22 protein-coding genes are annotated in these 25,237 nt (G+C 64.9%); 11 read left to right on the top strand and 11 right to left on the bottom strand.

From position 1 onward, the window contains the following. The first annotated feature begins 45 nt into the window (after window positions 1-45). Window positions 46-972: an alpha/beta fold hydrolase gene (locus ACOIX3_RS16465; RefSeq protein WP_420970886.1), complete on the top strand. Its 927-nt coding sequence runs from the start codon at window positions 46-48 to the stop codon at window positions 970-972. A 914-nt stretch (window positions 973-1,886) separates the two neighbouring features. Here the strand turns inward: ACOIX3_RS16465 and ACOIX3_RS16460 are convergent. From ACOIX3_RS16460 to ACOIX3_RS16430, 7 genes are all read right to left on the bottom strand, one after another. Next, window positions 1,887-2,240: a cupin domain-containing protein gene (locus ACOIX3_RS16460; RefSeq protein ID WP_420970885.1), complete on the bottom strand. Its 354-nt coding sequence runs from the start codon at window positions 2,238-2,240 to the stop codon at window positions 1,887-1,889. 57 nt (window positions 2,241-2,297) lie between these two features. Further along, window positions 2,298-2,507, bottom strand: a complete 210-nt coding sequence (locus ACOIX3_RS16455; protein WP_420970884.1) for a DUF2934 domain-containing protein — start codon at window positions 2,505-2,507, stop codon at window positions 2,298-2,300. Between the two features lie 426 nt (window positions 2,508-2,933). Next, the gene (locus ACOIX3_RS16450) at window positions 2,934-4,019 is read right to left on the bottom strand and encodes an alpha/beta hydrolase family protein (protein ID WP_420970883.1); all 1,086 of its coding nucleotides are present in this window, start codon (window positions 4,017-4,019) and stop codon (window positions 2,934-2,936) included. A gap of 46 nt (window positions 4,020-4,065) precedes the next feature. Further along, window positions 4,066-5,451, bottom strand: coding sequence for a glutathione-disulfide reductase (gor, locus tag ACOIX3_RS16445; RefSeq protein ID WP_420970882.1), 1,386 nt, complete (start codon window positions 5,449-5,451; stop codon window positions 4,066-4,068). An 82-nt stretch (window positions 5,452-5,533) separates the two neighbouring features. Then, entirely contained in the window at window positions 5,534-6,067 is a 534-nt protein-coding gene (locus tag ACOIX3_RS16440; RefSeq protein WP_212315199.1) for a DUF2059 domain-containing protein, read from the bottom strand. A gap of 23 nt (window positions 6,068-6,090) precedes the next feature. Continuing rightward, entirely contained in the window at window positions 6,091-6,789 is a 699-nt protein-coding gene (rpiA, locus tag ACOIX3_RS16435) for a ribose-5-phosphate isomerase RpiA (RefSeq protein WP_420970880.1), read from the bottom strand. Between the two features lie 107 nt (window positions 6,790-6,896). After that, entirely contained in the window at window positions 6,897-7,667 is a 771-nt protein-coding gene (locus tag ACOIX3_RS16430) for an SDR family NAD(P)-dependent oxidoreductase (protein WP_420970879.1), read from the bottom strand. A 136-nt stretch (window positions 7,668-7,803) separates the two neighbouring features. On the opposite strand from ACOIX3_RS16430, the gene ACOIX3_RS16425 reads away from it, so the two are divergent. The 6 genes from ACOIX3_RS16425 (at window position 7,804) to ACOIX3_RS16400 (ending at window position 14,500) form a co-directional block, all read left to right on the top strand. After that, window positions 7,804-8,484: an HAD hydrolase-like protein gene (locus tag ACOIX3_RS16425; protein WP_375780405.1), complete on the top strand. Its 681-nt coding sequence runs from the start codon at window positions 7,804-7,806 to the stop codon at window positions 8,482-8,484. Window positions 8,485-8,645: 161 nt separating this feature from the next. Further along, entirely contained in the window at window positions 8,646-9,131 is a 486-nt protein-coding gene (locus ACOIX3_RS16420; RefSeq protein ID WP_420970878.1) for a hypothetical protein, read from the top strand. 313 nt (window positions 9,132-9,444) lie between these two features. After that, window positions 9,445-10,479 carry a GTP 3',8-cyclase MoaA gene (gene moaA / locus ACOIX3_RS16415; protein WP_050400281.1) on the top strand — a complete coding sequence of 345 codons (1,035 nt, stop codon included), beginning with the start codon at window positions 9,445-9,447 and terminating at the stop codon, window positions 10,477-10,479. 349 nt (window positions 10,480-10,828) lie between these two features. After that, a complete protein-coding gene (locus tag ACOIX3_RS16410) occupies window positions 10,829-11,368 on the top strand; it encodes a TRAP transporter small permease subunit (protein ID WP_092127299.1) in 540 nt (179 codons plus the stop codon). After that, window positions 11,365-12,969, top strand: a complete 1,605-nt coding sequence (locus ACOIX3_RS16405) for a TRAP transporter large permease (protein WP_229170963.1) — start codon at window positions 11,365-11,367, stop codon at window positions 12,967-12,969. The genes ACOIX3_RS16410 and ACOIX3_RS16405 overlap by 4 nt, the downstream gene beginning before the upstream one ends. Window positions 12,970-13,195: 226 nt before the next feature. After that, window positions 13,196-14,500, top strand: coding sequence for a M20/M25/M40 family metallo-hydrolase (locus ACOIX3_RS16400; RefSeq protein WP_420971740.1), 1,305 nt, complete (start codon window positions 13,196-13,198; stop codon window positions 14,498-14,500). Between the two features lie 31 nt (window positions 14,501-14,531). Here ACOIX3_RS16400 and ACOIX3_RS16395 read toward each other — a convergent pair whose 3' ends face one another. Further along, window positions 14,532-15,866 (bottom strand): sensor histidine kinase, encoded by a 1,335-nt coding sequence (locus ACOIX3_RS16395; RefSeq protein ID WP_420970877.1) that lies wholly within the window; start codon window positions 15,864-15,866, stop codon window positions 14,532-14,534. A gap of 2 nt (window positions 15,867-15,868) precedes the next feature. Continuing rightward, window positions 15,869-16,543 (bottom strand): response regulator, encoded by a 675-nt coding sequence (locus ACOIX3_RS16390; protein ID WP_092125557.1) that lies wholly within the window; start codon window positions 16,541-16,543, stop codon window positions 15,869-15,871. 390 nt (window positions 16,544-16,933) lie between these two features. Here ACOIX3_RS16390 and ACOIX3_RS16385 point away from each other — a divergent pair, with 390 nt between their 5' ends. The 4 genes from ACOIX3_RS16385 (at window position 16,934) to ACOIX3_RS16370 (ending at window position 23,678) form a co-directional block, all read left to right on the top strand. Beyond that, window positions 16,934-18,133 (top strand): efflux RND transporter periplasmic adaptor subunit, encoded by a 1,200-nt coding sequence (locus ACOIX3_RS16385; RefSeq protein WP_420970876.1) that lies wholly within the window; start codon window positions 16,934-16,936, stop codon window positions 18,131-18,133. 56 nt (window positions 18,134-18,189) lie between these two features. Continuing rightward, window positions 18,190-21,447, top strand: a complete 3,258-nt coding sequence (locus tag ACOIX3_RS16380) for an efflux RND transporter permease subunit (protein WP_420970875.1) — start codon at window positions 18,190-18,192, stop codon at window positions 21,445-21,447. 56 nt (window positions 21,448-21,503) lie between these two features. Further along, on the top strand, window positions 21,504-23,042 hold the full coding sequence (locus ACOIX3_RS16375; protein ID WP_420970874.1) for an efflux transporter outer membrane subunit: 1,539 nt from the start codon (window positions 21,504-21,506) through the stop codon (window positions 23,040-23,042). A gap of 303 nt (window positions 23,043-23,345) precedes the next feature. Further along, entirely contained in the window at window positions 23,346-23,678 is a 333-nt protein-coding gene (locus tag ACOIX3_RS16370) for a hypothetical protein (RefSeq protein ID WP_420970873.1), read from the top strand. Window positions 23,679-23,729: 51 nt separating this feature from the next. Here ACOIX3_RS16370 and ACOIX3_RS16365 read toward each other — a convergent pair whose 3' ends face one another. Both ACOIX3_RS16365 and ACOIX3_RS16360 read right to left on the bottom strand, forming a co-directional pair. Next, window positions 23,730-24,059: a hypothetical protein gene (locus ACOIX3_RS16365; protein ID WP_420970872.1), complete on the bottom strand. Its 330-nt coding sequence runs from the start codon at window positions 24,057-24,059 to the stop codon at window positions 23,730-23,732. 83 nt (window positions 24,060-24,142) lie between these two features. After that, window positions 24,143-25,231 (bottom strand): TRAP transporter substrate-binding protein, encoded by a 1,089-nt coding sequence (locus tag ACOIX3_RS16360; protein ID WP_092125553.1) that lies wholly within the window; start codon window positions 25,229-25,231, stop codon window positions 24,143-24,145. Window positions 25,232-25,237 lie beyond the last annotated feature (6 nt).

The raw sequence follows: 25,237 nt of genomic DNA, 5'->3' as shown, positions 1-25,237 counted from the left end.
AAACTCTTGCAGGAAAATACGAATTCGCATTTGCTGGACCATACCATGAATGCCAGGGAAATTGCCGCAGCCCCCGCCACACTGGACGACGTTTTTAGCGACGACATCGTCGTGCCGGCCGCCGACGGCTATCCGCTCGCCGCGACGCTGTTCCTGCCGCGCGGCAGGAAGCGCCACGCCGTCCTGATCAACTCGGCGACCGCCGTTCCGCGGAAGGTCTATCGCGGCTTTGCCGGCTACCTCGCCCGCCGCGGCGCGGCGGTCCTGACCTACGACTACCGCGGCACCGGCGACTCGAGGCCGATGGCGGCGACCGGGCTCAACAAGCCGAAGTCGCTGGCCGGCTTCAAGGCCACGATGGCGGACTGGGCCGCGCTCGACACCACCGCGGCCGTGAACTGGATGCGCTATCGCTATAGCGACCTCCCCTTCGCCTATGTCGGCCACTCCTTCGGCGGCCAGGCGCTCGGGCTCCTTGCCAACAACGATGAAATTCCGCGCGCGCTGCTGGTTGCCTCGCAGGCCGCCACCTGGAAGCTGATGGCCTCGCCCGAGCGCTACCGCGTCGTCGCCTTCATGAACGGCATCGGCCTGCCGCTGGCGCGCACGCTCGGCTATGTGCCCGCTTGGGCCGGGCTCGGCACGGACCTGCCGCGGGGCGTATTCGAGCAATGGCGCGGCTGGGTGATGCGCGAGCGCTATCTGCTCGACGATGCCACGCTCGTTGCGCGCGAAAATTTTCCGAAGTTCAAGGGCAAGCTTCGCGCGCTCGCGATCACCGACGACACCTGGGCAACGCGGCCGGCAGTCGAGCTGCTGTGCTCCGCCTTCACGTCGATCACGCCGGAGATCATCTCGATCCGCCCCGCCGATGCCGGCGCGAAAGCGATCGGCCATTTCGGCTTCTTCCGCAGCGAGCACCGCGACGCCCTCTGGCGCGGCGCCGCGGAGTGGCTCGAGGCGGAGGGCTAGCACCGAACTCTCACCGCCGTCGTCCCTGCGAAAGCAGGGACCCATAACCACCGAATTTGCTTGTGAACGGGATCGCGGCCCCAGCGTCGAGCAACAACGAACACTTGGGGTAATGGGTCCTGGCCTTCGCCAGGACGACGATGAGGATGGTTCTCGCGCAACATTGGCTACGGTCAAACCCGTCATCCTGAGGTGCGAGCGCAGCGAGCCTCGAAGGATGCACGGCCCCGCTGGTGGCCGTCGATCCTTCGAGGCTCGCCGAAGAGGCTCGCACCTCAGGATGACGGGGATGGACTTGCACGCGCATCCGCATTCTCGCGACACGATCCGTCCGAGTTCTGCTCTTCGTTTCGCGCTCTCTCCAAACAGAGGGCGCAGGGAAAGCCGGGTGCCGATCGCACCCATGGGTCCGGTGCAAATAAAAAGCACCGGAGGTCGGACCACAGGTGTAACCGGAAACATCCCGGCTTTCCCTGCGCGATGGGTTACGGCTTATACGTGCTCTCCCCGGTGAGACTGGGCTTGCTTGTCACCGCCTTCGCAAAACGCTTTCGCATCTCGCGACGAGACACCTGCCGCTAGGGCGTCAGGACCACACGATTTCGCCGTCCGCCTCGCATGCATGTCGTCTCGCGCATGCCCGGCGTCCACCGCATCTCACCGCAACACTCCTGACGATGCGCAGCGCCCCTCGATCGGGTGAGACGGGCCAATTGAACATCTGAGTTGGGGCGCGCGTCAAGAGAAAATTCCGAAAAAACGAAACGACCGTCGCGCCGAATTAGTGGGTCTGGCGGGTTGTTCTGTCGGGTGTCGCGCAGAGCCGTAGAATGGGTAGAGCGAAGCGAAACCCATCAACCCGGGTGCGCAGTCACAATGATGGGTATCGCTTCGCTCTACCCATCCTACCAGTCTCACACCACCTTCCGCGGCGCCGCCGTCGCCACGTCACCCGTATTCGGCGTGCCCGTCGGCTCGATCAGCAGCAGATGCACCTCCTCCCGCGCGACGGGTCGATGCTCGACGCCCTTCGGCACGATGTACATCTGGCCGGGGTGCAGCGTCACCGTGCGATCGCGCAGCTCGATGTCGAGCACGCCTTTCAGCACGAGGAAGAAGTCGTCGGTGTCGTCATGCTTGTGCCAGACGAACTCGCCCTGCACCTTCACCACCATGACGTCGCAGGCGTTGAATTGCGCGACGGTGCGCGGCGACCAGTGGTCGGAGAACGTCGATAGTTTTTGCGAAAGATCGATCGCGTCGCTCATGACGCCTCCGGGTCCGGGCCAGTCTGCCGGGCTCGTTAGCTCAGCCGCGCGACACACTCAATGCACGCCCCTCAACTTCTCCGGATACGTTGTCGGCCCGTTGTGCCCGTTGATATCGCAAGGCGCTTCGCCGTTGGCGGCCCTGCGCGCCAGCAGTTCCCGTTCGGCCTTGTACCAGAGCTGATCCATCTGGCCCGGCGGTTCGCCGGCATCCTTCCACAATTCGTAGGCGCGGGTCCGAATCTCCTGCTCGGTTGGGCCTCTCATGGGCGGCTCCCTCAATTTGAGACATCAAACTGTTTGGAGTGGAACTGCCAGCATAGCGCAAGGTTCCAAGGCGCGCGAGATCACCGCGCTGTCCATGGCGCGCCATCTGTGCACAAGCCTCGCGGCGCAGGCCATTTGCCGGAAGTTGGATTTGATCTGAGCGCGCGCGAAGTGCGGCCTATGCACGTCAACAAGGGTGCCCTAGTTCCCCGGCACCAAATGCGGGCGCTGGCAGCGCGCCGGTCTTGTGGAAGCAACCTACCCCTTCAGAGGTATGAAACCTTTGCGCCCCTCCCGCAGACCTAAACACATCAGGATTTTGCCAACCTTCCTGGGGCTAGAGACAGCGCCGCTCGCATGTATTTTAAGCGGGCGGCGTTGCGCTGTCAGGCAGGGGCTCGCTCTCCGTCCTCACCAGGCCGCCGCTCAGCGCAAGTTTGCGGTGAAGAAATCGAGCGCAAGGCCGATCGTCTCGGCATGGACCGCGTCGCGGTCGACGCCATCGGGATCGCGGCAGACAGCCCCGATCACCAGACGCCCTACCGCGGTACAGGTGTCGAAGAAGACGAAATGGCCCGCGTACGGAAACAGCTTCAGCGTCGCATGGGGAATAGCCTTGCCGAGCGCCTCGGCGCCCGAGGCCGGCGGCGTGATCTCGTCGGCGCTTCCCGCGACGATCGCGACCGGGATCGATATGGCGCCAAGGCTCTCCGGCGTGAAGGCCGGCACCGGCCCCGGCGCCATCGCGAACACGGCGCGAACGCGCTCGTCGCGATAGGATTGGCCACCAAGGCTGTAGCGCTGCCGGAAATCGGGATCGGTGGTCAGGCGTATCACGCTCTTCTGGCGCAGCTCCGTCGCGCCAGGCTGCGACGTGCACAACGCGTCAGCGGCGGGCGAGCGGCAGAAAGCCTGGGTCCGCTCCGGATCGGTGATGCCGCCAGCGATGGCGATGACGGTGTAGCCGCCGTAGGAATGGCCGACAGCGCCGATCCGCGCCGGGTCGATCCGGTCGCCGAAGGTCCGGTCGGTGCGCACGGCGTCAATGACCCGGCTGAGGTCGACGGCGCGCAGCCACTTCAGCGCATAACCGTCGACAGTCCTGTCCTCGGATCGATTGTTGCCGGGGTGATTGACCGCAACGGCGATGAAGCCGTGCGCCGCAAGCCCCGCGCCGAGCCAGGCGAGATCGGTCGCGAGGCCGCCGAAGCCATCGGACAACAGAACGAGCGGACGCGGCGGCCCCTCTGCCGGCGTCGCATCAGGCGCGGCGCGTCCAGTGCTGACGAGCGGGACGAGGCGTGGTCCGATCCATTGCGGCTGCTCGTGCGCATCGGCCGCAGCCGGATACCAAATCACGGCGCGGAGCATGTGCGCGCCGGCGCCGCGCCAATCGTACGGCTCGGCCGGAACGAACTCGCGCGTGGTGACACCGACCTTGAATACGGCGTCCTCGGCAAATGCATTATCCGGCGCCGCGAGCAAGATCAGCAAGAGCGCCAGAAACCTCATCGGAGTCTCTCCCTCCGGGACGCAGGATCACCCCGGGTGGCGCGCCCTACTCCGCGGCCTGGCGCACGTGGCGCGCGGTTGGCGTCCGCATCGTCACCAGTTCCTCCGCCGAGGTCGGGTGCAGCGCGACGGTGGCGTCGAAATCGGCCTTGGTCGCCTTCATCTTCACGGCGATCGCGATCGCCTGGATCGTTTCCGCGGCGGCATCGCCGACGATGTGGCAGCCGAGCACGCGGTCGCTCGAACCGTCGACCACGAGCTTCATCAGCACACGGGTGTCGCGGCCGGACATCGTCGCCTTGATCGGGCGGAAATCGGTCTTGTAGATGTCGACGTGGCTGTACTGCGCCCGCGCCTCTTCTTCGGTGAGGCCGACGGTGCCGACCTCCGGCTGCGAGAACACCGCGGTCGGGATCGTCGCATGGTCGACCTGCACCGGGCGCTTGCCGAACACGGTGTCGGCGAAGGCATGGCCCTCGCGGATCGCGACCGGGGTCAGATTGGTGCGGTGGGTGACGTCGCCGACCGCGTAGATGTTGTCGACCGAGGTCTTCGACCAGCCGTCGACCTGGATGCCGCCATTGGCGGGATTGATGGCGACGCCGGCCGCCTCGAGCCCGAGACCCCTGACATTGGGATGGCGGCCGATCGCGAACATCACCTGGTCGGAGGCGATGCTCGAGCCGTTCGACAGATGCGTGGTGAAATCGCGGCCGTGCTTGTCGACCTTCACCACCGTAGAGCCGGTGATGATGGTGATGCCGCGCTTCTCCATCTCGGTGCGGACATGCTTGCGCACGTCCTCGTCGAAACCGCGCAGGATGTTGTCGCCGCGATAGACCACGGTTACGTCGGAGCCGTAGCCGGCGAAGATGCCGGCGAATTCCAGCGCGATGTAGCCGCCGCCCTGGATCACGATCCGCTTCGGCAGCTCCTTCAGGTGAAACGCCTCGTTGGAGGAGATCACGTGCTCGATGCCGGGAACGGCCGGCCCGTGATTGGGCGCGCCGCCGGTCGCGATCAGGATGTATTTCGCCGTCACCGTCTCGCCGGTGGCCAGGCGGATGGTGTGGGCATCCTCGAGCACCGCGCGGGTCTTGACGATCCTGGCGCCCGATTTCTCGACATTGGTGGTGTAGGCGCCCTCGAGCCGGGCGATCTCCTTGTCCTTGTTGGCGACGAGCGTCGCCCAATCGAACGAGACCTGGCCGATGCTCCAGCCGAAGCCGACCGCATCCTCGATCTCCTGGTGGACGTGGCTGCCGATCACGAACAGCTTCTTCGGCACGCAGCCGCGGATCACGCAGGTGCCGCCCATCCGGTACTCTTCGGCGACCATGACCTTCGCGCCATAATTGGCGGCGATGCGGGCGGCACGAACGCCGCCCGAACCACCACCGATGACAAACAGGTCGACGTCAAACTCGGCCATGGCAGCAACCTCTGTTTCTTGTCCCTCGCCCCGCAAGCGGGGCGAGGTCACACGGAGCGCATCAGAGCGCTCGAAGACGCTCTTAGATGTCCTTGCCGCGCTTCTTCATCTCGGCCTTGAACTGGCCGTTGACGATCACGCCGAACTGCTGCGCCCACTGCTGCATATATTGCAGCGATCCGTTGATTGCCGTGGGCTCCGCGGTCAAAAGTTTCTGACCGAGCGGGGTCTTGTAGAACGTCACGAGGTCCTTGAGCTCCTGCTCGGTGAACTCGGCCGCGTAGATCTGCGCCATGCCTTCGCCGATCTCCTTCTCGCCGCCCGCGAACTGCTTGGCGACGACCAGCGCCACCTCGTCGAGATCCTTCTGGTAGTTCAGGTACTGCTGCAGCAGACCGGTCTTGGTCTTCTCGATGATGCCCGGAACGGCGCCGGAATACATCACCGCCACGTTCTTCATCGTCAGGATTTCCTTGGCAGCCGCAATCGCCGCGGGGGTCGACTGCTTGACCTTGGGCATGGGGGGCAGCTGCTGCTGCGCCATGGCCGGTGCGGCCGCGAGCGCGAGGCCAGCCGCGAGGGCCACCGCCGACAAAAGTCCCGAAAAACGCTTCATTCCAAGTCTCCTTGCTTGCGGCGTTAGCGCCGTTCAACAACCCGAATTCCCTGTGCGCCGGCCAAAACGGCGACGCTGCCGAGCCCGATGAACAGACCATGTTCAACCACGCCCGGGATCACGCTGAGCAAACCGGCGAGATGCGGCGGGTCGCCGATCCGGCCGAGATGGGCATCGACGATCCAGTGGCCGCCATCGGTGACAAAAGCGTGACCGTCCTTGCCCTTACGGATGATCATTTGGCCGGACACGCCGGCCTCGGCGAACGCCCGCGCCATCGCGGCCTGGGTCGCGGCGAGCCCGAACGGGATCACCTCGACCGGCAGCGGAAAGCGGCCGAGCACCTCGACCCATTTGCTATCGTCGGCGATCACGATCATGCGATCGCTGGCGGCCGCCACGATCTTCTCGCGCAGCAGCGCGCCGCCGCCGCCCTTGATCAGATTGAGCGCGGGGTCGATCTCGTCGGCGCCGTCGATGGTGAGGTCGAGGTGATCGACCTCGTCCAGCGTGGTCAGCGGGACGCCGCAGCGGATCGCGTCCGCCCGGGTCGCCTCCGAAGTCGGCACGCCGATCACCTTCATGCCGGCGCGGACCTTCTCGCCGAGCAGCTCGACGAAATGCTTGGCGGTCGACCCGGTGCCGAGCCCGAGCTTCATGCCGTCGCGCACCTCTTCGAGCGCGCGCGCCGCCGCCTGGCGTTTCAGTGCGTCCATGTCCACGGCCGATAGCCCCTCGATTGTCCGTTACGGGCGCGCCATCGGGCGGCCCGGCGGGCGCATATCTAGCCTCGATTCACGGGCAGGAATAGCGCCATCCGGGGCCGTCTTTAGGCCGAAACGGCATCCATCGCGGCCAAAATCGCCGCAAAACGGTCCTCGACCTCGGCCCGCATCCCGGGATGGGTGAAAACGTAGAGCTGGTCGTCGTGAATCGCGCGTACCACGCGGGCCGCGACCGAGGCCGGATCGAGACCGGCCTCCAGGCGGCGCGCGATCTCGGCGACGACGGCGGCCATCGGGCTCGCTGGATCAAGCTGGCGGCGCGGTCCGTAGCGCTCGGGGCGGTTGCGCCCGCTCTCGCCGATCCGGGTCCGCACGTAGCTCGGACAGAGCACGCTGACGCCGATCCCGAGCGGCTTCAATTGCGCCGAAAGCCCTTCGGACAGGCTGACGACGGCGAATTTGGTCGCCGAATACGGGCTGACGCCGAGCCCGGCATTCATGCCGGCCATCGACGCGGTGTTGACGATATGGCCGCCCTCGCCGTGCGCGCGGATGTGCGGCAGGAAGCTCCTGATGCCGTGCACGACGCCCATCAGGTTGACGTCGATCACCCAGCGCCAATCATCAACCGAGATCTGGTCGATGCCGCCGCCACCTGCGACACCGGCATTGTTGCAGACGACATGGACGTTGCCGAAGGTGCGGAACGATGCCTGTGCCGCGCGGTCGACGCTTGTGGGATCGGCGACGTCGCAGACCACGCCATGGACGTCCGCGCCGCCGACGCGCAGCGTTTCGACGGCCTTGTCGAGCGCGCCACCTTCGATGTCGGCGAGCATCACCTTCATGCCCTCGCGCGCGAACGCGGTTGCCATCGCCAGTCCGATTCCGCTGGCCGCACCGGTGACAAACGCGGCTTTTCCGGCAGGTTCCGCATCCGAGCCTCCGTTTTTTGCGCGACACTAGCATCTTCTCTTGCATCGTGCCGCGCTGCCCGATAGCCAGAAACAGATGTCCGCGTCCTCTCCCCCCATCATCGTGTTCGATCTCGACGGCACGCTGGTCGACACCGCGCCTGACCTGATCAGCGCGCTGAATTATGTGCTCGACCGCGAGGGTCTGCGGCCGGTGCCGCTGTCGGCCGCCCGCAACATGATCGGCGCCGGCGCGCGCAAGCTGCTCGAGCGCGGGCTCGAGGTGGACGGGCGCGTGGTCAGCCTCGCCGACCTCGATCGCCTGACCAAGGATTTCATCGACTATTACGCCGAGCACATCGCCGACGGCTCGCGCCCGTTCGACGGGCTCGAAGCCGCACTCGACCGGCTCGCGGCCAAGGGCCATCGCTTCGCGGTCTGCACCAACAAGCTGGAATGGCTGTCGAAGCTGCTGCTCGACCGGCTGGGTTTGACGCCGCGCTTTGCCGCGATCTGCGGCCAGGACACATTCGGCGTCGCCAAGCCCGATCCGGCGTTCCTGCGCGAAACGGTCGCCCGCGCCGGCGGAAAGCTGCCCGGCGCCATCATGGTGGGCGATGCCGGTCCCGATGTTGGGGTCGCCCGCCGCGCCAGCGTTCCGGTGATCGGCGTCGATTTCGGCTACACCGACGTCCCGATGACCGAGCTGAAGCCGGACCGGCTGATCAGCCACATGCGCGATCTGCCGGACGCCGTCGCCAGCCTCGGCGCCGCATAAGATTTCTGCAACATATTGATATTACTTGGCAATATTTTGCCATGCGAATTTTCCATTAACCATCCTTTAACGAACAGACCTCCCCCTGTTGCACCTCTGTTCCGACGCTCCTATGGTCGGGCCGGGGATTGTGGCTGATTGCCGCAGTAAGAGTGTGGATCATGCGTCGTATCATCGTGATTGCGGCCGCCGGGCTGAGCCTGGCCGGCTGCTCGTCGTTCTCATTGGATTCGTTCAAGTCGGCACCGCCGCCGATGCAGGTGCAGCTGGATTCGGCCCCGCAAGGCGCCGACGCCGTGACCTCGATCGGGCCGGGTTGCAAGACGCCCTGTTCGGTGTCGATCCCGGCGCCGGAGGCCAACTTCACCGTCACCTTCAACATGCCAAAGTTCCAGCCGGCGACAGTGCCGGTGACGGTCACCCGCTCGCCGGGCGACTTCACCAGCCCGGCCACCACCACGCTCGATCCGAGCCCGGTGTTCGCCGAGCTGCAACCCGCCGGCCCGCCGCCGCGCGGGCACAAGGCGATGCGGCCGAAAAAGAAGAAATCGAAGCCGGCTGCCGCTGCGGCTCCTGGCGCAGCTCCGGACGCGGCGTTCCCTGCTCCGAGCGCGGCCGCGCCGCCGGCCGCCGCGCCGACACGCTGACGCGCAACGCTGCGCGCGTCTGATCGAGATTGCACTGCACAAGAACCCGGCCCAAAGCCGGGTTTTTGTATTTCGTGGAGACACATCGGCGATTGCGATCATGCATCGCGCGATCCGTCTCACCTATCGCGCGCGATCAGCTTTGCATGTTGCGGATCATCCTTAGGGACGCATTGTGACGGCGCGCCAACATGCATAGATTGAGGGCCTGGAGCCGAGTTCGGCTCCGCACGCTGGGACACATTTCAAGACTTGAGTTGAGGTCTTGAGTTAGGGTCTCGCCTTGAAGGCTTGGCTTAAAGGCTTGGGTTGAATGAACGGATCCACGCAGGCGCATTCCGACACGCTGTTTCGTCCGATGACCGATCCGTTCGGCCGGACGATCCGTTACCTGCGCGTCTCCGTCACCGATCGCTGCGACCTGCGCTGCTTCTACTGCATGTCGGAAGACATGACCTTCCTGCCGAAGGCCGATCTGCTGACTCTGGAAGAGCTCGACCGCCTGTGCTCGGCCTTCGTTGCCAAGGGCGTGCGCAAGATCCGCCTCACCGGCGGCGAGCCGCTGGTCCGCCGCAATGTGATGGGCCTGGTGCGTTCGCTGTCGCGCCATCTTTCGACCGGCGCGCTCGACGAATTGACGCTGACCACCAACGGTTCGCAGCTCGCGCGCTTCGCGCAGGAGCTGGCCGATTGCGGCGTGCGCCGTGTCAACGTCTCGCTCGACACGCTCGACCCCGTAAAGTTCCGGGCCATCACCCGCTGGGGCGACATCGACAAGGTGCTGTCGGGCATCGAGGCGGCGCGATCGGCCGGGCTTGCGGTCAAGATCAACGCGGTCGCGCTGAAGAACATGAACGAGGACGAGATTCCCGCGCTGATGGAATGGGCGCATGGCAAGGGAATGGGCCTGACCTTGATCGAGGTGATGCCGATGGGCGACATCGGCGAGGGCCGCATCGATCAGTACGTTCCGCTGTCGCTGCTGCGCGCGCGGCTCGAGAAGCACTACACGCTGACCGACCTTGCCGACGACACCGGCGGCCCTGCCCGCTATGTCCGGGTCGCCGAGACCGGCGGCAAGCTCGGCTTCATCACGCCGATGACCCACAATTTCTGCGAATCCTGCAACCGGGTGCGGATCACCTGCACCGGCACGCTGCACACCTGCCTCGGCCATGAGGACGCCTCCGACCTGCGCCGGCCGCTGCGCGCCTCCGACGACAACGATCTGCTGTCGGCAGCCATCGACCGGGCGATCGGGCTGAAGCCGAAGGGGCACGATTTCATCATCGACCGCCGCCACAATCGCCCGAGCGTCAGCCGCCATATGAGCGTCACCGGCGGCTAGTTCAGAGCCCGCTGCCGACGCCTGCGCCGTCCCCCGATTACCAAGGCGGGACAACGATTTGCCGCGCCGTCAATTTGCCCATTTTCCGATTGACGGCGTTCGACGGCGCTGATTTGGTGCCACGGCTTTCACGCTCGCCCGGCCGGACAGGCCGCTGCCCCCTGTCGGCTCGCCGCCGACGATCCGGCAGCCAAGAGCAACGAACAACGGCGGAAGCGGATTTCGGGGGAGGATGAACGTTTGCAACTGCTCCTGAAGGTGAGCCGTGGCTCCGTGCGCGTGCGTGCGGCGGCCAGATGATGCTTGAAAAGATATTCGGCGCGCAGATCGCGCAGCCGTGGAGATCGTGATGCGCCCATTGTTGGCACTCAGTCAGGCCATCGACCGACTGAACGAGAAGATCGGATACGTCTGCAACCTCCTCGTCCTGCTCGCCTGCCTGGTCAGTGCCGGCAATGCCATGATCCGCTACGCGTTCAGCTACTCCTCGAACGGCTGGCTCGAGGCGCAGTGGTACATGTTTGCGATCCTCGTGATGTTCGGCGCCTCCTACACCTTCAAACGCAATGAGCATGTCCGCGTCGAGATCCTCTATCTGATGCTGTCCGAACGAGGCCAGCTCTGGCTCGACTTGATCGGCACCCTGTTCTTCCTGATCCCCTCCTGTCTGCTGCTCGCCTATCTGTCCTGGCCGTTCTTCCACCAGGCCTACGCGGTCGGCGAGATGAGCGGCAATGCCGGCGGTCTGCTGCGCTGGCCGATCAAATTCGTTATCCCGTCCGGCTTCGTGATGCTCGCGTTGCAAGGCGTCTCCGAGGTGATCAAGCGGATCGCCGCGCTGCAGGGCTATGTGACGATCGACGCGAAGTACGAGAGGCCGACGCAATGACCATTACGCTGGAGATGATGCCGCCACTGATGTTCGGCGGCCTGATCATTGCGATGCTGATCGGCTATCCGGTGGCGTTCACGCTCGCCGCGGTCGGCCTGTCGTTCGGGTTTCTCTCGATCTATCTCGGCTTCTTCGACCTCAACTTCCTGCAGGCGATCCCGGGCCGCATCTTCGGCAGCGTGCTGTCCAACGAGCTCCTGCTCGCGATCCCGTTCTTCACCTTCATGGGCGCGATATTGGAGAGATGCGGGCTCGCCGAGGACATGCTGGATTCGATGGGCCAGCTGTTCGGCCCGATCCGCGGCGGCCTCGGCTATTCCGTGATCATCGTCGGCTTCATCCTCGGCGCCATCACCGGCACGGTGGCGGCGCAGGTGATCGCGATGGCGCTGATCTCGATGCCGGTGATGATCCGCTACGGCTACAACATCCGCTACATCACGGGCGTGCTCGCCGCCTCCGGCACCATCACGCAACTTGTCCCTCCCTCGCTCGTCCTGATCGTGCTCGCCGACCAGCTCGGCAAGTCGGTCGGCGACATGTATCTCGGCGCCTGGGGCCCGTCGGTGTTCCAGATCCTGCTGTTCGCCGGCTACACCTTCCTGCTCGGCATCTTCAAGCCGAGCCATGTGCCCGCCGTGCCGATCGACGCCCGCACGCTGACCGGCTGGGCGCTGTGGAAGAAGTGCCTGCTCGGCATCATCCCCTCCGCGGTGCTGATCTTCGTCGTGCTCGGCACCATGATGATGGGCCTTGCGACCCCGACCGAGGCCGGTGCCATGGGCGCGGTCGGCGCCATCGTGCTCGCCGCGATCCACCACAAGGATTTCAGCGCGACCGGCCGCAAGGTGCTGATCGTCGGCGTGATCGCCGGCGGCATCGGCACCATCATTGCGATGCTCTACAGCGAGAACCTGATCTTCAGGCTCGCCTTCGCGATCACCTATCTCGCGGTGGTCTGGATCTGCCTCGAGGCCGTCAAGATCCCGGACCTGCGCGACCTGATCAAGCAGGGCTACGAGACGACCATGCGCATCACCTGCATGGTCACCTTCATCCTGATCGGCTCGACCTGCTTCTCGGTGGTGTTCCTCGGCGTCTCCGGCGGCGTCTGGCTCGAGCACCTTCTGACCTCGCTGCCCGGCGGCGTCTGGGGCTTCCTGATCTTCATCAACCTCTTCATCTTCTTCCTGGCGTTCTTCCTCGACTTCTTCGAGATCGCCTTCATCATCCTGCCGATGATCGCGCCGATCGCGCAGAAGGTGCTGGCGCCGGTGGTCGGCCCCGACGCCGCGTTGATCTGGTTCGGCGTGATGCTCTGCGTCAACATGCAGACCTCGTTCCTGCATCCGCCGTTCGGCTTCGCGCTGTTCTATCTGCGCGGCGTGGCACCGAAGGAAGTGAAGAGCTCCGACATCTATTGGGGCGCTATGCCCTGGATCGGGTTGCAGGCGATCATGGTGGCGCTGGTGATCGCATTCCCGGTCGTCGTCACCGGACTGCTCGACAAGCCGCTCGATGTCGACCTCAACAAGGTCAAGATCGAGGTGCCGCAGATCGAGCTGCCGCCGCTCGATTTCGGGCAACCGAAGCAGTAGCCGGCCCCAGCTTCTTCAGCGTGCCTAGAGCATTTTCGGTTCTGATTGAATCAGAACCGAAGCTCTAGATTCTTGTTTTGACGCGTTTTCTTTACGCGAACCGGTGTCCACTTCGCTCGAAAACGCTCTTGCGAAAGCGGGGCACGCTGGAACCGTTGACGGCGGCGTCGAGTCCTGTGAAGACGCGGTGGATACGGATCGTCCTCCAACTCACAGACTGCCGCCCATGCCCCAATCGCATCCCGCCCGCTCGTTCGTTCGCCCGCTCGTCGCATCCCTCAGCCTGGCAACTCTCAGCCTGGCGTTTGCCGCTGCCGTGGCAGACGCGGCGCCGGCGGCCGACATTCGCGCACTGGCGCAACAGGAGCAGCAGCCGCTGCTCGACACCCTGCGCGACCTCGTGCAGATCGAATCCGGCAGCAAGGACATCGAAGGTCTCAACCAGATCGCCGCGCGCATCGCCGGCCAGCTCAAAGAGCTCGGCGGCGCGGTGGACATCCTGCAGACCACCGACATCTACCGGCTGGACGACACGCCGGAGAAGATCGGCCCGGCCGTGCAGGCCGTCTTCAAGGGCACGGGCAGCGCGAAAATCATGCTGATCGCGCATATGGACACGGTGTATCTCAAGGGCATGCTGAAGGATCAGCCCTTCCGCGTCGATGGCGACAAGGCTTACGGCCTCGGCATCGCCGACGACAAGCAGGGCATCGCCACCATCATCCACAGCGTGGCGCTGCTGCAGAAGCTGAACTTCAGAGATTACGGCACGCTCACGGTGCTCATCAATGGCGACGAGGAGATCTCTTCGCCCGGCTGGCGCAGCACCATCACCCGCGTCGCCGCGGAGCAGGATGCCGTGTTCTCGTTCGAAGGCAGCGACGCCAGCGGCACGCTTCGCCTCGCCACCAGCGGCATCGGCTCGGCCTACCTCACGGTGCATGGCAAGTCGTCGCATGCGGGCGCCAGGCCCGAAGGCGGCGTCAACGCGCTCTATGAGCTGTCGCACCAGGTGCTGCAGATGAAGGACCTGTCGAAGCCCGAGCAGGGCCTGAAACTGAACTGGACGGTCTCCAAGTCCGGCACCAACCGCAACGTGATCCCCGCCGAAGCCACCGCCCAGGCCGATGCGCGCGCGCTGAAGGTGTCCGACTTCGACGAACTCGAGACGGCGCTGCAGGACAAGATCAAGAACCGTCTGCTGCCCGATTCCAAGGTGGACGTGAAGTTCGAGGTGCGCCGCCCGCCGCTCGAAGCCAACGACGCCTCGCGCCGCGTGGCCGGCCACGGCAAGACGATCTATCAGCACCTGGGCATGCCGCTGAACGTGGCCGAGCGGGCCACGGGCGGCGGCACCGACGCTGCGTTTGCCGCCCTCAAGACCAAGGGCGCCGTGGTTGAAGGCATGGGCCTCTCTGGCTTCGGCGCACACTCCAACGATGCCGAGTACGTGCAGATCAACAGCATCGTGCCGCGCCTGTATTTGACCACCCGCATCATCATGGACCTGTCCGACGGCAAGCTGAAGTAAGCCGGCCGACAGGTGCCGCAGGCCGAGCCTCTCACGCGGTTGCCGGCTCTGCCTTGGCGAGGCGGAAGCTCAGCGTAAACTGGGCACCGCCGGACGGCAGGTTTTCTACCTTGATCGTCGCGTCGTGGTCGTCGACGACGCCGCGGACGATCGAAAGCCCGAGCCCCGCCCCGTCCGTGCGCTGGCGCTGACGATCGCCGCGCCAGAAGCGCTGGAACACCAGGCCCTGCTCGGCCGGCGCAATCCCCGGCCCGCAGTCGCGCACCTGCACCGAACCGTCCTCGTGCACCTCGACATCGACCGAGGTCGCGTCTGCGGTGTACTTGATGGCGTTCTCCGCCAGATTGAAGATCGCGCGCTGCAGCATCTCGGCATTGCCCTTGACCCGCACCGGACCATCTGTGCCGCGCAGCGCGATGTCTTTCTGCTGCGCCAGCGCATAGGGCGCGATCGAGCCGACCACCTCGGCGCATACGGCGCGCAGATCCGCGGTTTCGCCGGGGTCCAGCACCAGCGTATCGAGCTCGGCGATCTCGAGCAGCTGGCTGACGATACGGCTCATGCTCTCGATGTCGGCATGCAGCTCCTTGGTCCCCCTGGCTACATCCAGCGTCTCGATCCGGGTCCGCAGGATCGCAAGCGGAGTGCGCAGCTGATGCGCGGCATCGGCGGTGAACTGGCGCTGCACGTGAAACCCGTCCTCCAGACGATCGAAGGCCTGGTTGACTGCGGTCACGAGCGGCAGGATTTCGCTCGGAATCCCCTCCGTCGGCAGACGGATGTCGGTCCTGGCCGGTCCGATGCTCCTGGCCTCCTCCGAAGCCCGCAGCAGCGGAATCACGGCGCGGCGGAAGATCAGGATGTCGGTGGCCAGCAGGATCAGGAGGATCGGGATGGTGATCCAGCCGACCCGCCGGAAGAAGTTGGAAACGATGTCATCGATGATGACGTCGCGGTGCGACAGGTCCTCGGCGACCTGGATGCGCAGCGTCTGGCCGCCGACGAGCTTGGTGGCGCTGGCGCCGGAAATCCGGTCGGCCAAGGCCGGCAGCCGCGGCGCTCCGCGATGCGACGAAAACAGCAGATTGTCGTCCGCGTCGTAGATGTCGTAGCGATAGCGGCCATAGGCGTCGGAATAGAGCCCCCTCAGGCTGTCCGGCAGGTTGAGCTGTACCTTGCCGGCGGAATCAACCACGAGGTTCTGGCCGAGATCGGCGGCCTGATCGCGCATCGCTTCGCGATGCAGCTGGTTGATCTCCGAGTTGAGCAACCACAGCAGCAGCAGCGGCAGGAAGATCGCGGCGACCGCGACCGCCACGATGTGCAGGAACACGATCCGCGAGGTCAGCGACGTGAAGCGGAACACCCCTATTTCTCCTCCGCCATCAGATAGCCGACGCCGCGAATGGTGTGGATGATGACTTTGGCGCGGTGCTCGGTGAGCAGCTTGCGCAGCCGCGACACGTAGACCTCGACCGCATTCGAGGCGACCTCGCCCGACAGACCGAAGATGTGGTCCTCGACATTCTTCTTCGGCACCACCCGTCCCTGCCGCCGCAGCAGGATTTCGAGCACCGAGGTTTCACGCGCGGAGAAGACGTGCGGAGCACCGTCGACGAACACCTGCTTGCTCTCGGTGTCGTAGACCAGATTGGCGAGCTTCAGCGATGAGCCGAGCAGCTGGCCGGGCCGGCGCAGGATGGCTTCGAGCCGCGCCACCAGCTCTTCCAGCGCGAACGGCTTCGCTAGATAATCGTCCGCGCCGCTGCGCAGGCCGTTGACCCGATCCTGCAGGCCGTTGCGCGCGGTCAGCACCAGGACCGGCAACGGGTCGGTCTTGCGGCGCAGCTCCGACAGCACCGACAGGCCATCACCGTCAGGCAGACCGAGATCGAGGATCATGGCAGCATAGGTGACGCTGCGCAGCGCATCACGCGCCTCGGCAACGCTGTTGACGATATCGGACTCATATCCCGCCGCCACCAGCCCGCTCGCCAGCAGTCGCGAGAGCTCGAGATTGTCCTCGACGATCAGAAGGCGCATCGCAGCAGTCCTGTTTTCATTCGATCGGTCTTCCGATTGCACACCTTGTTGCGATGCGCCAGCCAAGCGACCATTCCGCAACAGATCGCGCGTTGAGCAATCCCGTCGTGCAAACGATACGCATTTAAGCACAACGCCCGGATTGCCGCTAACCGCGCTATATTTTGGCTATGTGCCGCGGCTCCGATTCCCATGCAAAATAGATAAACCGGCCCCCGCCGCAATCAAATTCGCGCGCCGGGCGCGCTCTTGAAAAGGGCAAATGTAAGGCTGGCGTCAGCTAGGCCTGATAATCGTTCATCTGCTCTCACCGGGAGATCGACGACGGCCCACCATGCGGCAGGACCTCGTCTCTCGCGCGGGACTTTCATGCAGTATTGGCGGCGGGCGATGTCATTTCGAATGAAGTATATGGGCTTTGCGGCGATGCCGGTGCTGGCGGCGCTTCTCGCCGGCGCGTGGCTCACGACGCGCGCCGATGGTGTCGTGAACGCCAAGGCCGCGCAGGAGACCGCGCCGCAGGACGTCAACGTCGAGCAGCAATACGTCGCGCTGAGCGACAAGCAGGCGGCTTCCCTGAAGACCATGGCCGCGGAGCAGCGTTCGTTCCGGACCTTGAAGAACGCGGTCGGCTCGATCGACTTCAACCAGAACATGCTGGTGCAGGCGTTTACCTCAAATCCCGGCAGGATCGTCGACACGCCGCTCAATGTCGGTGACGAGGTTGCGAAGGGCGACAGGCTGTTCACGATCGACAGCCCCGATCTGCTGCAGGCCGAGTCGTCGCTGCTCGCCGCGGCCGGCGTGCTCGAACTGCAGACCAGGACGCTGGCGCGGGTCAGGCAGCTGCTGAAGACCGGCGGCGGCGCGCAAAAGGACGTCGACCAGGCGACGTCGGACCAGCAGACCGCCGAGGGCAACTACAAGGCCGGGCGCGACGCGGTGCGCATCTTCGGCAAGACCGACGCCGAGATCGACCGCATCGTCGCCGACCGCAAGGTCGATTCCATCCTGGTGGTACCGAGCCCGATCTCCGGCCGGATCATTGCGCGCAATGCCGCGCCGGGACTCTTTGTGCAGCCCGGCAACGCACCGGCGCCCTATTCGCTGGCCGACATCTCGACGATGTGGATGGTCGCCAATGTGATCGAGACCGATGCCCCCGCCTACCGGATCGGCCAACCGGTCGAGGTCCGGGTGCCGGCCTATCCGAACGAGGTGTTTCGCGGCCGCGTGACGACGCTCGGCCTCAACATCGATCCGAACTCGCACCGCCAGCTGGTGCGTTCAGTGATCGATGATCCCCAGCACAAGCTGCGCGCCGGCATGCTGGCGAGCTTCACCATCGAAACCGAGCCGCCAAAGCTGTCGGTGAGCGTTCCGCTCGACGCCATCGTGCGCGAGGGCGACGGCACGATGACGGTGTGGGTCACGACCGACGGCCGCAAGTTCGACCGCCGCACCGTGACGATCGGTATGGAGCAGGACGGCTGGCGGCAGATCCTCAGCGGCCTCGCAGCCGGCGAGAAGGTCGCCTCCACCGGCGCAATCTTCCTCAGCAACAAGTTCGCCAACGCGGCCACCGGCTAGCGCGCCAGCCGCAACGCTGACCGCGCCCTCGTCCGCTCAAGAGTAAGTGCAGCACCTTGATCAAGAGCCTCCTTCAATTCGGTCTGACCCGAAGTGCCGTCATCGTGCTCGGCCTCGCCGTGTTCTGCGCCGCCGGATTCGCCGCGTTCACCAAGCTGAACATCGAGGCCTATCCGAACCCGGCGCCCGTCATCCTCGAGATCACGGCCCAGGCCGCCGGCCTCTCCGCCGAGGAAATGGAGAAGTACTATACGATCCCGATGGAGGTCGGGCTGTACTCGACGCCGGGCGTGGTCAATATCCGCTCGACCTCGTTCTACGGCCTGTCGTTCGTGCGGGTCACCTTCAAATACGGCGTCGATTATTACTTCGCGCTCTCGCAGGCCACCAACAACCTCACACAGAATGTCCAGCTCCCCGGCAACCAGATTCCGCAGATCCAGCAGTCCAGCCTGGTCGGCGAGATCTATCGCTACCAGCTCGTCGGTCCGCCGAATTTCGGCCTGACCAATCTCAGGACATTGCAGGATTACGTCGTCGCCCGCCGGCTGATGACGCTTCCAGGCGTGGTGCAGATCAATGCCTGGGGCGGCACCACCAAGCAGTTCAATGTCGACGCCGATCTCGCCAAGCTCGAAGCCTACAACATCACCGTGCCGCAGCTGATCAGCGCGCTCGGCAACGCGAACATCAATGTCGGCGGTCGCGAGATCGCGATCGGCCAGCAATCCGTCAACATCCGCGGCATCGGCCTGATCAACTCAGGCGGCGATGACGATATCACCAAGGGCTACCGGGTCCGGGACATCGAGAACGTCGTCCTGACCCAATCCAACGGGCTGCCGATCCAGATCAAGGACGTCGCCAAGGTCTCGGTCGGCTATGTGCCGCGGCTCGGCATCGCCGGCAAGGACAGGAACGACGACGTCGCTGCGGCGATCGTGGTGATGGGACGCACCCAGCACACCAACGACATCGTGCCGAAGGTCGAGGAGGAAGTCGCCAAGATCAACAGCGATGGCACCCTGCCCGCCGGCGTCAAGGTGGTCCCCTATTACGACCGCACCTCGCTGGTCAGCGTCACGACCCACACGGTGCTGCACAATTTGATGTTCGGCTGCCTGCTGGTGTTCGTGATCCAGTGGGTCTTCCTCGGCGACCTCAGAAGCGCGCTGATCGTCAGCGCCAACATCCCATTCGCGCTGTTCTTCGCGATCATCATCCTGGTGCTGCAGGGCGAGGACGCCAATTTGCTGTCGCTCGGCGCCGTCGACTTCGGGATCATCGTCGATTCCGCCGTCATCATGATGGAGAACATCTTCCGCAACTTCCAGTCCAGTCCAGAGAACCGGCTGCGGGTGCTGCAGAACCTCGCCGAGGGATACTGGGGTGGCGATCCCACGACGCGCAACGGCCAGCCCACGCCGGGCTGGACCGAGCGGCTGCGCATGATTTTCGTCAGCGCATTGCAGGTCGACAAGGCGGTGTTCTTCACCGCGGCCATCACGGTCACCGCGTTCGTGCCGCTGTTCACCATGCAGGGCGTCGAAGGCCAGATCTTCGGACCGATGGCGCGAACCTACGGCTACGCGCTCGCCGGCGCGCTGCTGGCGACATTCACCGTGACGCCGGTGCTGGCATCGCTGCTGCTGCCGCGGCATATCGAGGAAACCGAAACCATCATCGTGCGCTCGCTGCGCAAGGCCTACACGCCGGTGCTGCGCTGGTCGCTGACGCATCTGCGGGTCGCGGTCGCGGCCGGCGTCATCTTCCTCGGATTGAGCGGCCTTGCCGCGAGCCGGCTCGGCAGCGAATTCCTGCCCGCGCTCGAGGAAGGCAATTTCTGGATCCGCGCCTCGATGCCGCCGACCATGTCGCTCGATGCCGGCACCGAGCCGACCCGCAAGATGCGCGAGATCCTGTTGCGCCACCCTGAGATCATCACGGTGGTGTCGCAGCACGGACGCCCCGACAATGGCAGCGACGCCTCTCCATTTTCGAATGTCGAGCTGTTCGCGCCGATCAAGCCGTTCGACCAGTGGCCGCCCGGCCTGACCAAGGAGAAGCTCACCGAGGAACTGCAGCGGGAGTTCGACGAGGAACTGCCCGGCGTCACCTTCAACTTCTCGCAATACATCCAGGACAACGTCGAGGAGGCGCTGTCGGGCGTCAAGGGCGCAAACTCGGTCAAGATCATCGGCCCCAACCTCGCCGTGCTCGAACAGCTCGCGACCAAGGTCTCGCAGGAGATGGCCAAGATCCGCGGCGTCGCCGATCTCGGCATCTTCCACCTGGTCGGGCAGCCCAACCTCAATATCAAGGTGAACCGCGAGAAGACCGCGCGCTACGGTCTCAATACCGGCGACGTGACGACCGTGGTCCAGGCCGCGCTCGGCGGCACCAGCGCGACGACGGTGCTGGAAGGCGACCGCCAGTTCGGCGTGGTGGTGCGGCTCGATCCAAAATTCCGCCAGAGCATCGACGAGGTGCGCGAGATCAAGGTGGCCTACCAGACGCCATCCGGCACCAACGCCTACATCCCGTTGAGCGAGCTTGCCGACATCTCGCTCGATACCGGCGCGTCGTTCATCTACCGCGAGCGCAGCCAGCGCTACATCCCGATCAAGTTCAGCGTGCGCGGCCGCGATCTCGGCAGCACGGTGGCGGAAGCACAGACGCGCGTCGCCGAAGCGGTGCAGCTTCCGACCGGCTACCGGATGATCTGGTCCGGCGAATTCGACAATCTCGAAGCCGCCAAAGCGCGCCTGATGATCGTGGTGCCGGTGACGCTGCTGCTGATCTTCGTGCTGCTCTACAGCCTGTTCAACTCGCTGCGCGACAGCCTGCTGGCGCTGGCCGGCATACCGTTCGCGGTCGGCGGCGGCCTGATCGCGCTGTACCTTGCCGGGCTCGATTTCTCGATCTCGGCCGCGATCGGCTTCATTTCGCTGTTCGGCGTCGCCGTCATGGACGGCATCCTCAACATCACCTATTTCCGCGAATTGCGGGCTTCGGGCATGAGCATCGCGGAGGCGGTGTTCAACGGCGCCGAGCAGCGCATGCGGCCGATGCTGATGACTGCCCTCTCCGCCGGCGTCGGCCTGTTCCCGGCGGCACTGTCGCATGGCATCGGCAGCCAGGTGCAGCGGCCACTCGCGACCGTGGTGGTCGGCGGCATGTTCATCGGCCCGCTGCTGCTGCTGATCGTGGCGCCTGCGCTGCGCAAGATCTTCCTGTCGCGCGAGCCTGTCGCCTCTCCCGACCAGGCGGCTGCCACGGCACCGCCCGAAGCGGCGCATGAAGGGGGCGCCTGATGTCCACAATCGCCGTAAGGATTGTTGCCGCGCTCGCGCGGTGCGGAGGGCGCGCCATGCGTCCGACGCTTGGCGCCGGCGCCGCCGGGCTGTTGCTGGCAAGCTGCGCCGTCGGCCCGAATTTCGTGCCGCCGGCCGCCCCCGACGTCGATCGCTACACGCCGGAGAAGCTGGCCTCCCCGAGCTCGAGTGCCGGGGGCCCCAGCGTGCCCAAGCAGCACTTCGTCAGCGGAGAGGACGTATCGCTGCGGTGGTGGACGGCATTTCGCTCAAAGCCGCTCGACGAGTTGATCAAGATGTCGGTCGAGCACAACCCGTCTTTGCAGGCGGCCGAGGCGTCGATCAGGATCGCGCAATACAACGCGCTGGCCCAGCGCGGGCTGTTCTTCCCGCAGCTCGGCGCAAATTACACGCCCGCCCAGCAGCAGATTTCCGGCGCATCGAGTTCGGGCCCGGGCGGCCAGTCGCCCTCGGTATTTTCGCTTCATACCGCGCAATTGAACGTCAGCTTCGTGCCGGACATCTGGGGCCAGAATGTTCGCGCGGTCGAGAGTCTCGACGCGATCTCCGAGCAGCAACTGTTCCAGCTGGAAGCGGCCTACCTCACGCTGACCGCCAACGTCGTCACCGCGGCGATCCAGGAAGCATCGCTTCGCGGCCAGATTGCCGCGATCCAGCGCGTCGTGAAGATCGAACGCGGCATTCTGGAGATCGTGAAGAACCAGTTCAACGCCGGCGGCGCCGCCCAGGTCGACGTGCTGGCGCAGGAGGCCGCGCTGGCCCAGTCCGAGCAACTGCTGCCGCCGCTGGAAAAGCAGCTCGCGGTTCAACGCGACCTGCTGACGTCGCTGGCCGGGCAATTCTCGGCGGACGAAATCCTGCAGAAGTTCACGCTCGACCACCTGGCGCTGCCCGCACACTTGCCGGTGAGCCTGCCGAGCAAGATGATTGCCCAGCGTCCGGACGTCAGAGCCGCGGAAGCGCTGCTGCACTCGGCGAACGCCCAGGTCGGTGTGTCGATCGCGGCGCGGCTGCCCAACATCACGATCACCGGCAACGCCGGCGCCGCCGGCTTCAGCCTCGCCGAATTGTTCACGCCGGGGACCAGCTTCTACGTCATCGCGGCGAGCGCGACGCAGCCGCTGTTCGACGGCCTGACGCTCTACCACAAGCAGAAGGCCGCGGAGGCCGCGGTGGACCAGGCGGATGCGCTCTATCGCCAGGCCGTCGTCACGGCAATGCAGAACGTCGCCGACGCCTTGCGCAGCCTGCAGGCCGACGCGCGCGCCTTGCAGGCTGCCGTCAGGGCTGAGCTCGCCGCCAAAGCCAGCCTCGACATCATTCAGAAGCAGCTTGCTCTCGGGCAGGTCAATCAGGTGGTCGTGCTCAATGCCCAGCAGGTCTATCTGACGGCGGCAGTGGTCCGCGTGCAGGCCCAGGCGACGCGCCTCTCGGACAGCGCTGCGCTTTTCATGGCGCTTGGCGGCGGCTGGCCGACCAACTGCGCATCCGACGACTGGCGCAAATGTGCCTTGGAGGATTTGCCCGCCGCCACCCCGCAGCGCGTCAGCGAAAACCGGCCGCCTGCCCGCTGAGAAGCGCCGTACGAGTCTACTGACTGGAGGAACCGACGAATGAAAAACATGCTCATCCTGGCGGCAATTCTCGTTGCGGTCTCTGCGGGATCCGCGGCTGCACAAAGCGCGGTCGGCGGTCCAAAAAAGCCAAGCAATCTCGGCGGTCCCACCGAGCAGAAGAACCCGGTGGTTCGCACGACGCCGACTGCCGTATCAACGCCTCCAGCATCGCCGCCAAAGCGATCGCCGAGGAAATAGCGGCACGCTTCCGCAATTGAGTTAGCTTCCGGAATTCACGCTGTTCGGCCCGATGAGACCCCTATGAAAAATACAACGCGTCTGCTTCTCATCGCTGCGGCCAGTGCCATGACGGCGTCGGTTGCCTGCGCGGCGCCTGTTCAGGTCACGCGGCTGTCGCCGCAAGGCCCGGCAAGCATCGTTCAGGTACGGCTCGCGTGTGATCAATACTGCCACTGCTGGCAGACGCGCTATCAGCAGCGAGGCTATCGCCGGACAATCGACGATCAGGAGCGCCAGGATCCGAGTTACTGCCCAAATGGAGGGCACTATAACGGCCATTACCGCAGCGGACCGGCCATCGGATTGAACTTCGAGAGCCGCGTTCCCGTGCGCTCATTGCCGTTTCCATTTTGATCGACGGGGCTTGCACGATGATTGCTGGGCCGCCGCGATCAGCGACGGCGCCTACCAGATGACGACCGCGCATACCAGCGCCAACGGCACCGCGGCGCCGCCGATCACGACCCACCTGCGCATATCCGCGGGATCTCTGGAATACCTGAAGATCTGGACGGCGACGAAGAGGCAGACCGCGGCGCCGAGGATGATGCGAACCAAATCCGATGGCGTCTCGTAGGCCGACCAGATGGTTTCGTTTTGCGGACTTGCGACGCGAGCCGTGATGACCACCACAAGGGTCAGAAACAACGTCCGCAGGATAAGACCGAGGAAACGCATATGGCGCCCTGATTCACGCTCCTGAGCAACGCTAGCACGAATCGTGCCGAAAAGCATTCATTTGGCTGCCCCTCGCCGGCTCCCAGCAAAAAACCCCGGAGCTCTGCCCGGGGTTTTGCTTGCACTGGAGGTCAGTGGCGTCAGGCCTGCGAGTGGCGTGCCATGAAATTGTCGTAGCCGACTTCGGCGACCTGGAACCACTGATAGCCGTTGTTGGAGAACGTCGTCAGCGAGTCATAGACCTTCTTGAAATTGGCGTTGGTCGCCGAAACCTCGGCATGCAGCTCCTTGGCGGCCTTGAAGGACGCTTCCATCACCGCAGACGGGAACGGGCGCAGCTTGGTGCCGGCCGCGAGCAGCTTCTTCAGTGCGAGCGGGTTGGCCTGGTCGTAGCGCGCCATCATCCAGTTGTTGGCGAGATGGCCGGCCTGCTCGAGCACGAACTGATAGTGCTTCGGCAGCGCGTTCCACTTGTCGAGGTTAATCATCGCCACCAGCATCGGGCCGCCTTCCCACCAGCCGGGGAAGTAGTAGTTCGGCGCGACCTTGTAGAAGCCGAGCTTCTCGTCGTCGTAGGGACCGACCCACTCGGCCGCATCGATGGTGCCCTTTTCCAGCGCCGGATAGATGTCGCCGCCGGCGAGTTGCTGCGGCACCGCGCCGAGTTTCTGCATCACCCGTCCGGCAAAGCCGCCGATGCGGAATTTGAGGCCCTTGAGATCGTCGACGCTGTTGATCTCCTTGCGGAACCAACCACCCATCTGGCAGCCGGTGTTGCCGGCGAGCAGCGAGGTGACGTTGTAGCTCTTATAGAACTCGTTGAGCAGCTCCTTGCCGCCGCCCAGCATGAACCAGGCCTGATTGAGCCGCATGTTGGGCCCGAACGGCACCGAGGAGCCGAAGGTGAAGGTCGGGTCCTTGCCGAAATAGTAATAGGGCGCGGTGTGCCCCATCTCGACCGTGCCGTTCTGCACGGCGTCGAGCACCTGCAGGCCGGGCACGATCTCGCCGGCGGCAAAGGTCTGGATCTGGAACTTGTTGTCGGTGGCTTCCCCCACCGCCTTGGCCATCAGTTCGGCGCCGCCGTGCAGCGTGTCGAGCGACTTCGGCCAGCTCGTCGTCAGGCGCCATTTGAGCTCCGGCATCGACTGCGCGATCGCGGGAGCTGCGACCGTTGCCGCGCCTGCGACACCTAGACCCGTGACCTTGATGAAATCTCTGCGCTTCATTTGCTT

Origin of the sequence: Bradyrhizobium sp. B120, from assembly GCF_049075665.1 — a bacterium.
In the GTDB taxonomy this organism is placed as follows: Bacteria; Pseudomonadota; Alphaproteobacteria; order Rhizobiales; family Xanthobacteraceae; genus Bradyrhizobium.
Note: the sequence above shows the minus strand (reverse complement) of the source record. Positions and strands in the feature narration are given on the sequence as shown.

Excerpts from the sequence above, each read along its gene's own strand:
- ACOIX3_RS16465 (WP_420970886.1), top strand. The coding sequence starts at position 46 with ATGAATGCCAGGGAAATTGCCGCAGCCCCCGCCACACTGGACGACGTT.
- ACOIX3_RS16460 (WP_420970885.1), bottom strand. The coding sequence starts at position 2,240 with ATGAGCGACGCGATCGATCTTTCGCAAAAACTATCGACGTTCTCCGAC.
- ACOIX3_RS16455 (WP_420970884.1), bottom strand. The coding sequence starts at position 2,507 with ATGAGAGGCCCAACCGAGCAGGAGATTCGGACCCGCGCCTACGAATTG.
- ACOIX3_RS16450 (WP_420970883.1), bottom strand. The coding sequence starts at position 4,019 with ATGAGGTTTCTGGCGCTCTTGCTGATCTTGCTCGCGGCGCCGGATAAT.
- gor (WP_420970882.1), bottom strand. The coding sequence starts at position 5,451 with ATGGCCGAGTTTGACGTCGACCTGTTTGTCATCGGTGGTGGTTCGGGC.
- ACOIX3_RS16440 (WP_212315199.1), bottom strand. The coding sequence starts at position 6,067 with ATGAAGCGTTTTTCGGGACTTTTGTCGGCGGTGGCCCTCGCGGCTGGC.
- ACOIX3_RS16430 (WP_420970879.1), bottom strand. The coding sequence starts at position 7,667 with ATGGCAACCGCGTTCGCGCGCGAGGGCATGAAGGTGATGCTCGCCGAC.
- ACOIX3_RS16425 (WP_375780405.1), top strand. The coding sequence starts at position 7,804 with ATGTCCGCGTCCTCTCCCCCCATCATCGTGTTCGATCTCGACGGCACG.
- ACOIX3_RS16420 (WP_420970878.1), top strand. The coding sequence starts at position 8,646 with ATGCGTCGTATCATCGTGATTGCGGCCGCCGGGCTGAGCCTGGCCGGC.
- moaA (WP_050400281.1), top strand. The coding sequence starts at position 9,445 with ATGAACGGATCCACGCAGGCGCATTCCGACACGCTGTTTCGTCCGATG.
- ACOIX3_RS16410 (WP_092127299.1), top strand. The coding sequence starts at position 10,829 with ATGCGCCCATTGTTGGCACTCAGTCAGGCCATCGACCGACTGAACGAG.
- ACOIX3_RS16405 (WP_229170963.1), top strand. The coding sequence starts at position 11,365 with ATGACCATTACGCTGGAGATGATGCCGCCACTGATGTTCGGCGGCCTG.
- ACOIX3_RS16400 (WP_420971740.1), top strand. The coding sequence starts at position 13,196 with ATGCCCCAATCGCATCCCGCCCGCTCGTTCGTTCGCCCGCTCGTCGCA.
- ACOIX3_RS16390 (WP_092125557.1), bottom strand. The coding sequence starts at position 16,543 with ATGCGCCTTCTGATCGTCGAGGACAATCTCGAGCTCTCGCGACTGCTG.
- ACOIX3_RS16385 (WP_420970876.1), top strand. The coding sequence starts at position 16,934 with ATGTCATTTCGAATGAAGTATATGGGCTTTGCGGCGATGCCGGTGCTG.
- ACOIX3_RS16375 (WP_420970874.1), top strand. The coding sequence starts at position 21,504 with ATGCGTCCGACGCTTGGCGCCGGCGCCGCCGGGCTGTTGCTGGCAAGC.
- ACOIX3_RS16370 (WP_420970873.1), top strand. The coding sequence starts at position 23,346 with ATGAAAAATACAACGCGTCTGCTTCTCATCGCTGCGGCCAGTGCCATG.
- ACOIX3_RS16365 (WP_420970872.1), bottom strand. The coding sequence starts at position 24,059 with ATGCTTTTCGGCACGATTCGTGCTAGCGTTGCTCAGGAGCGTGAATCA.
- ACOIX3_RS16360 (WP_092125553.1), bottom strand. The coding sequence starts at position 25,231 with ATGAAGCGCAGAGATTTCATCAAGGTCACGGGTCTAGGTGTCGCAGGC.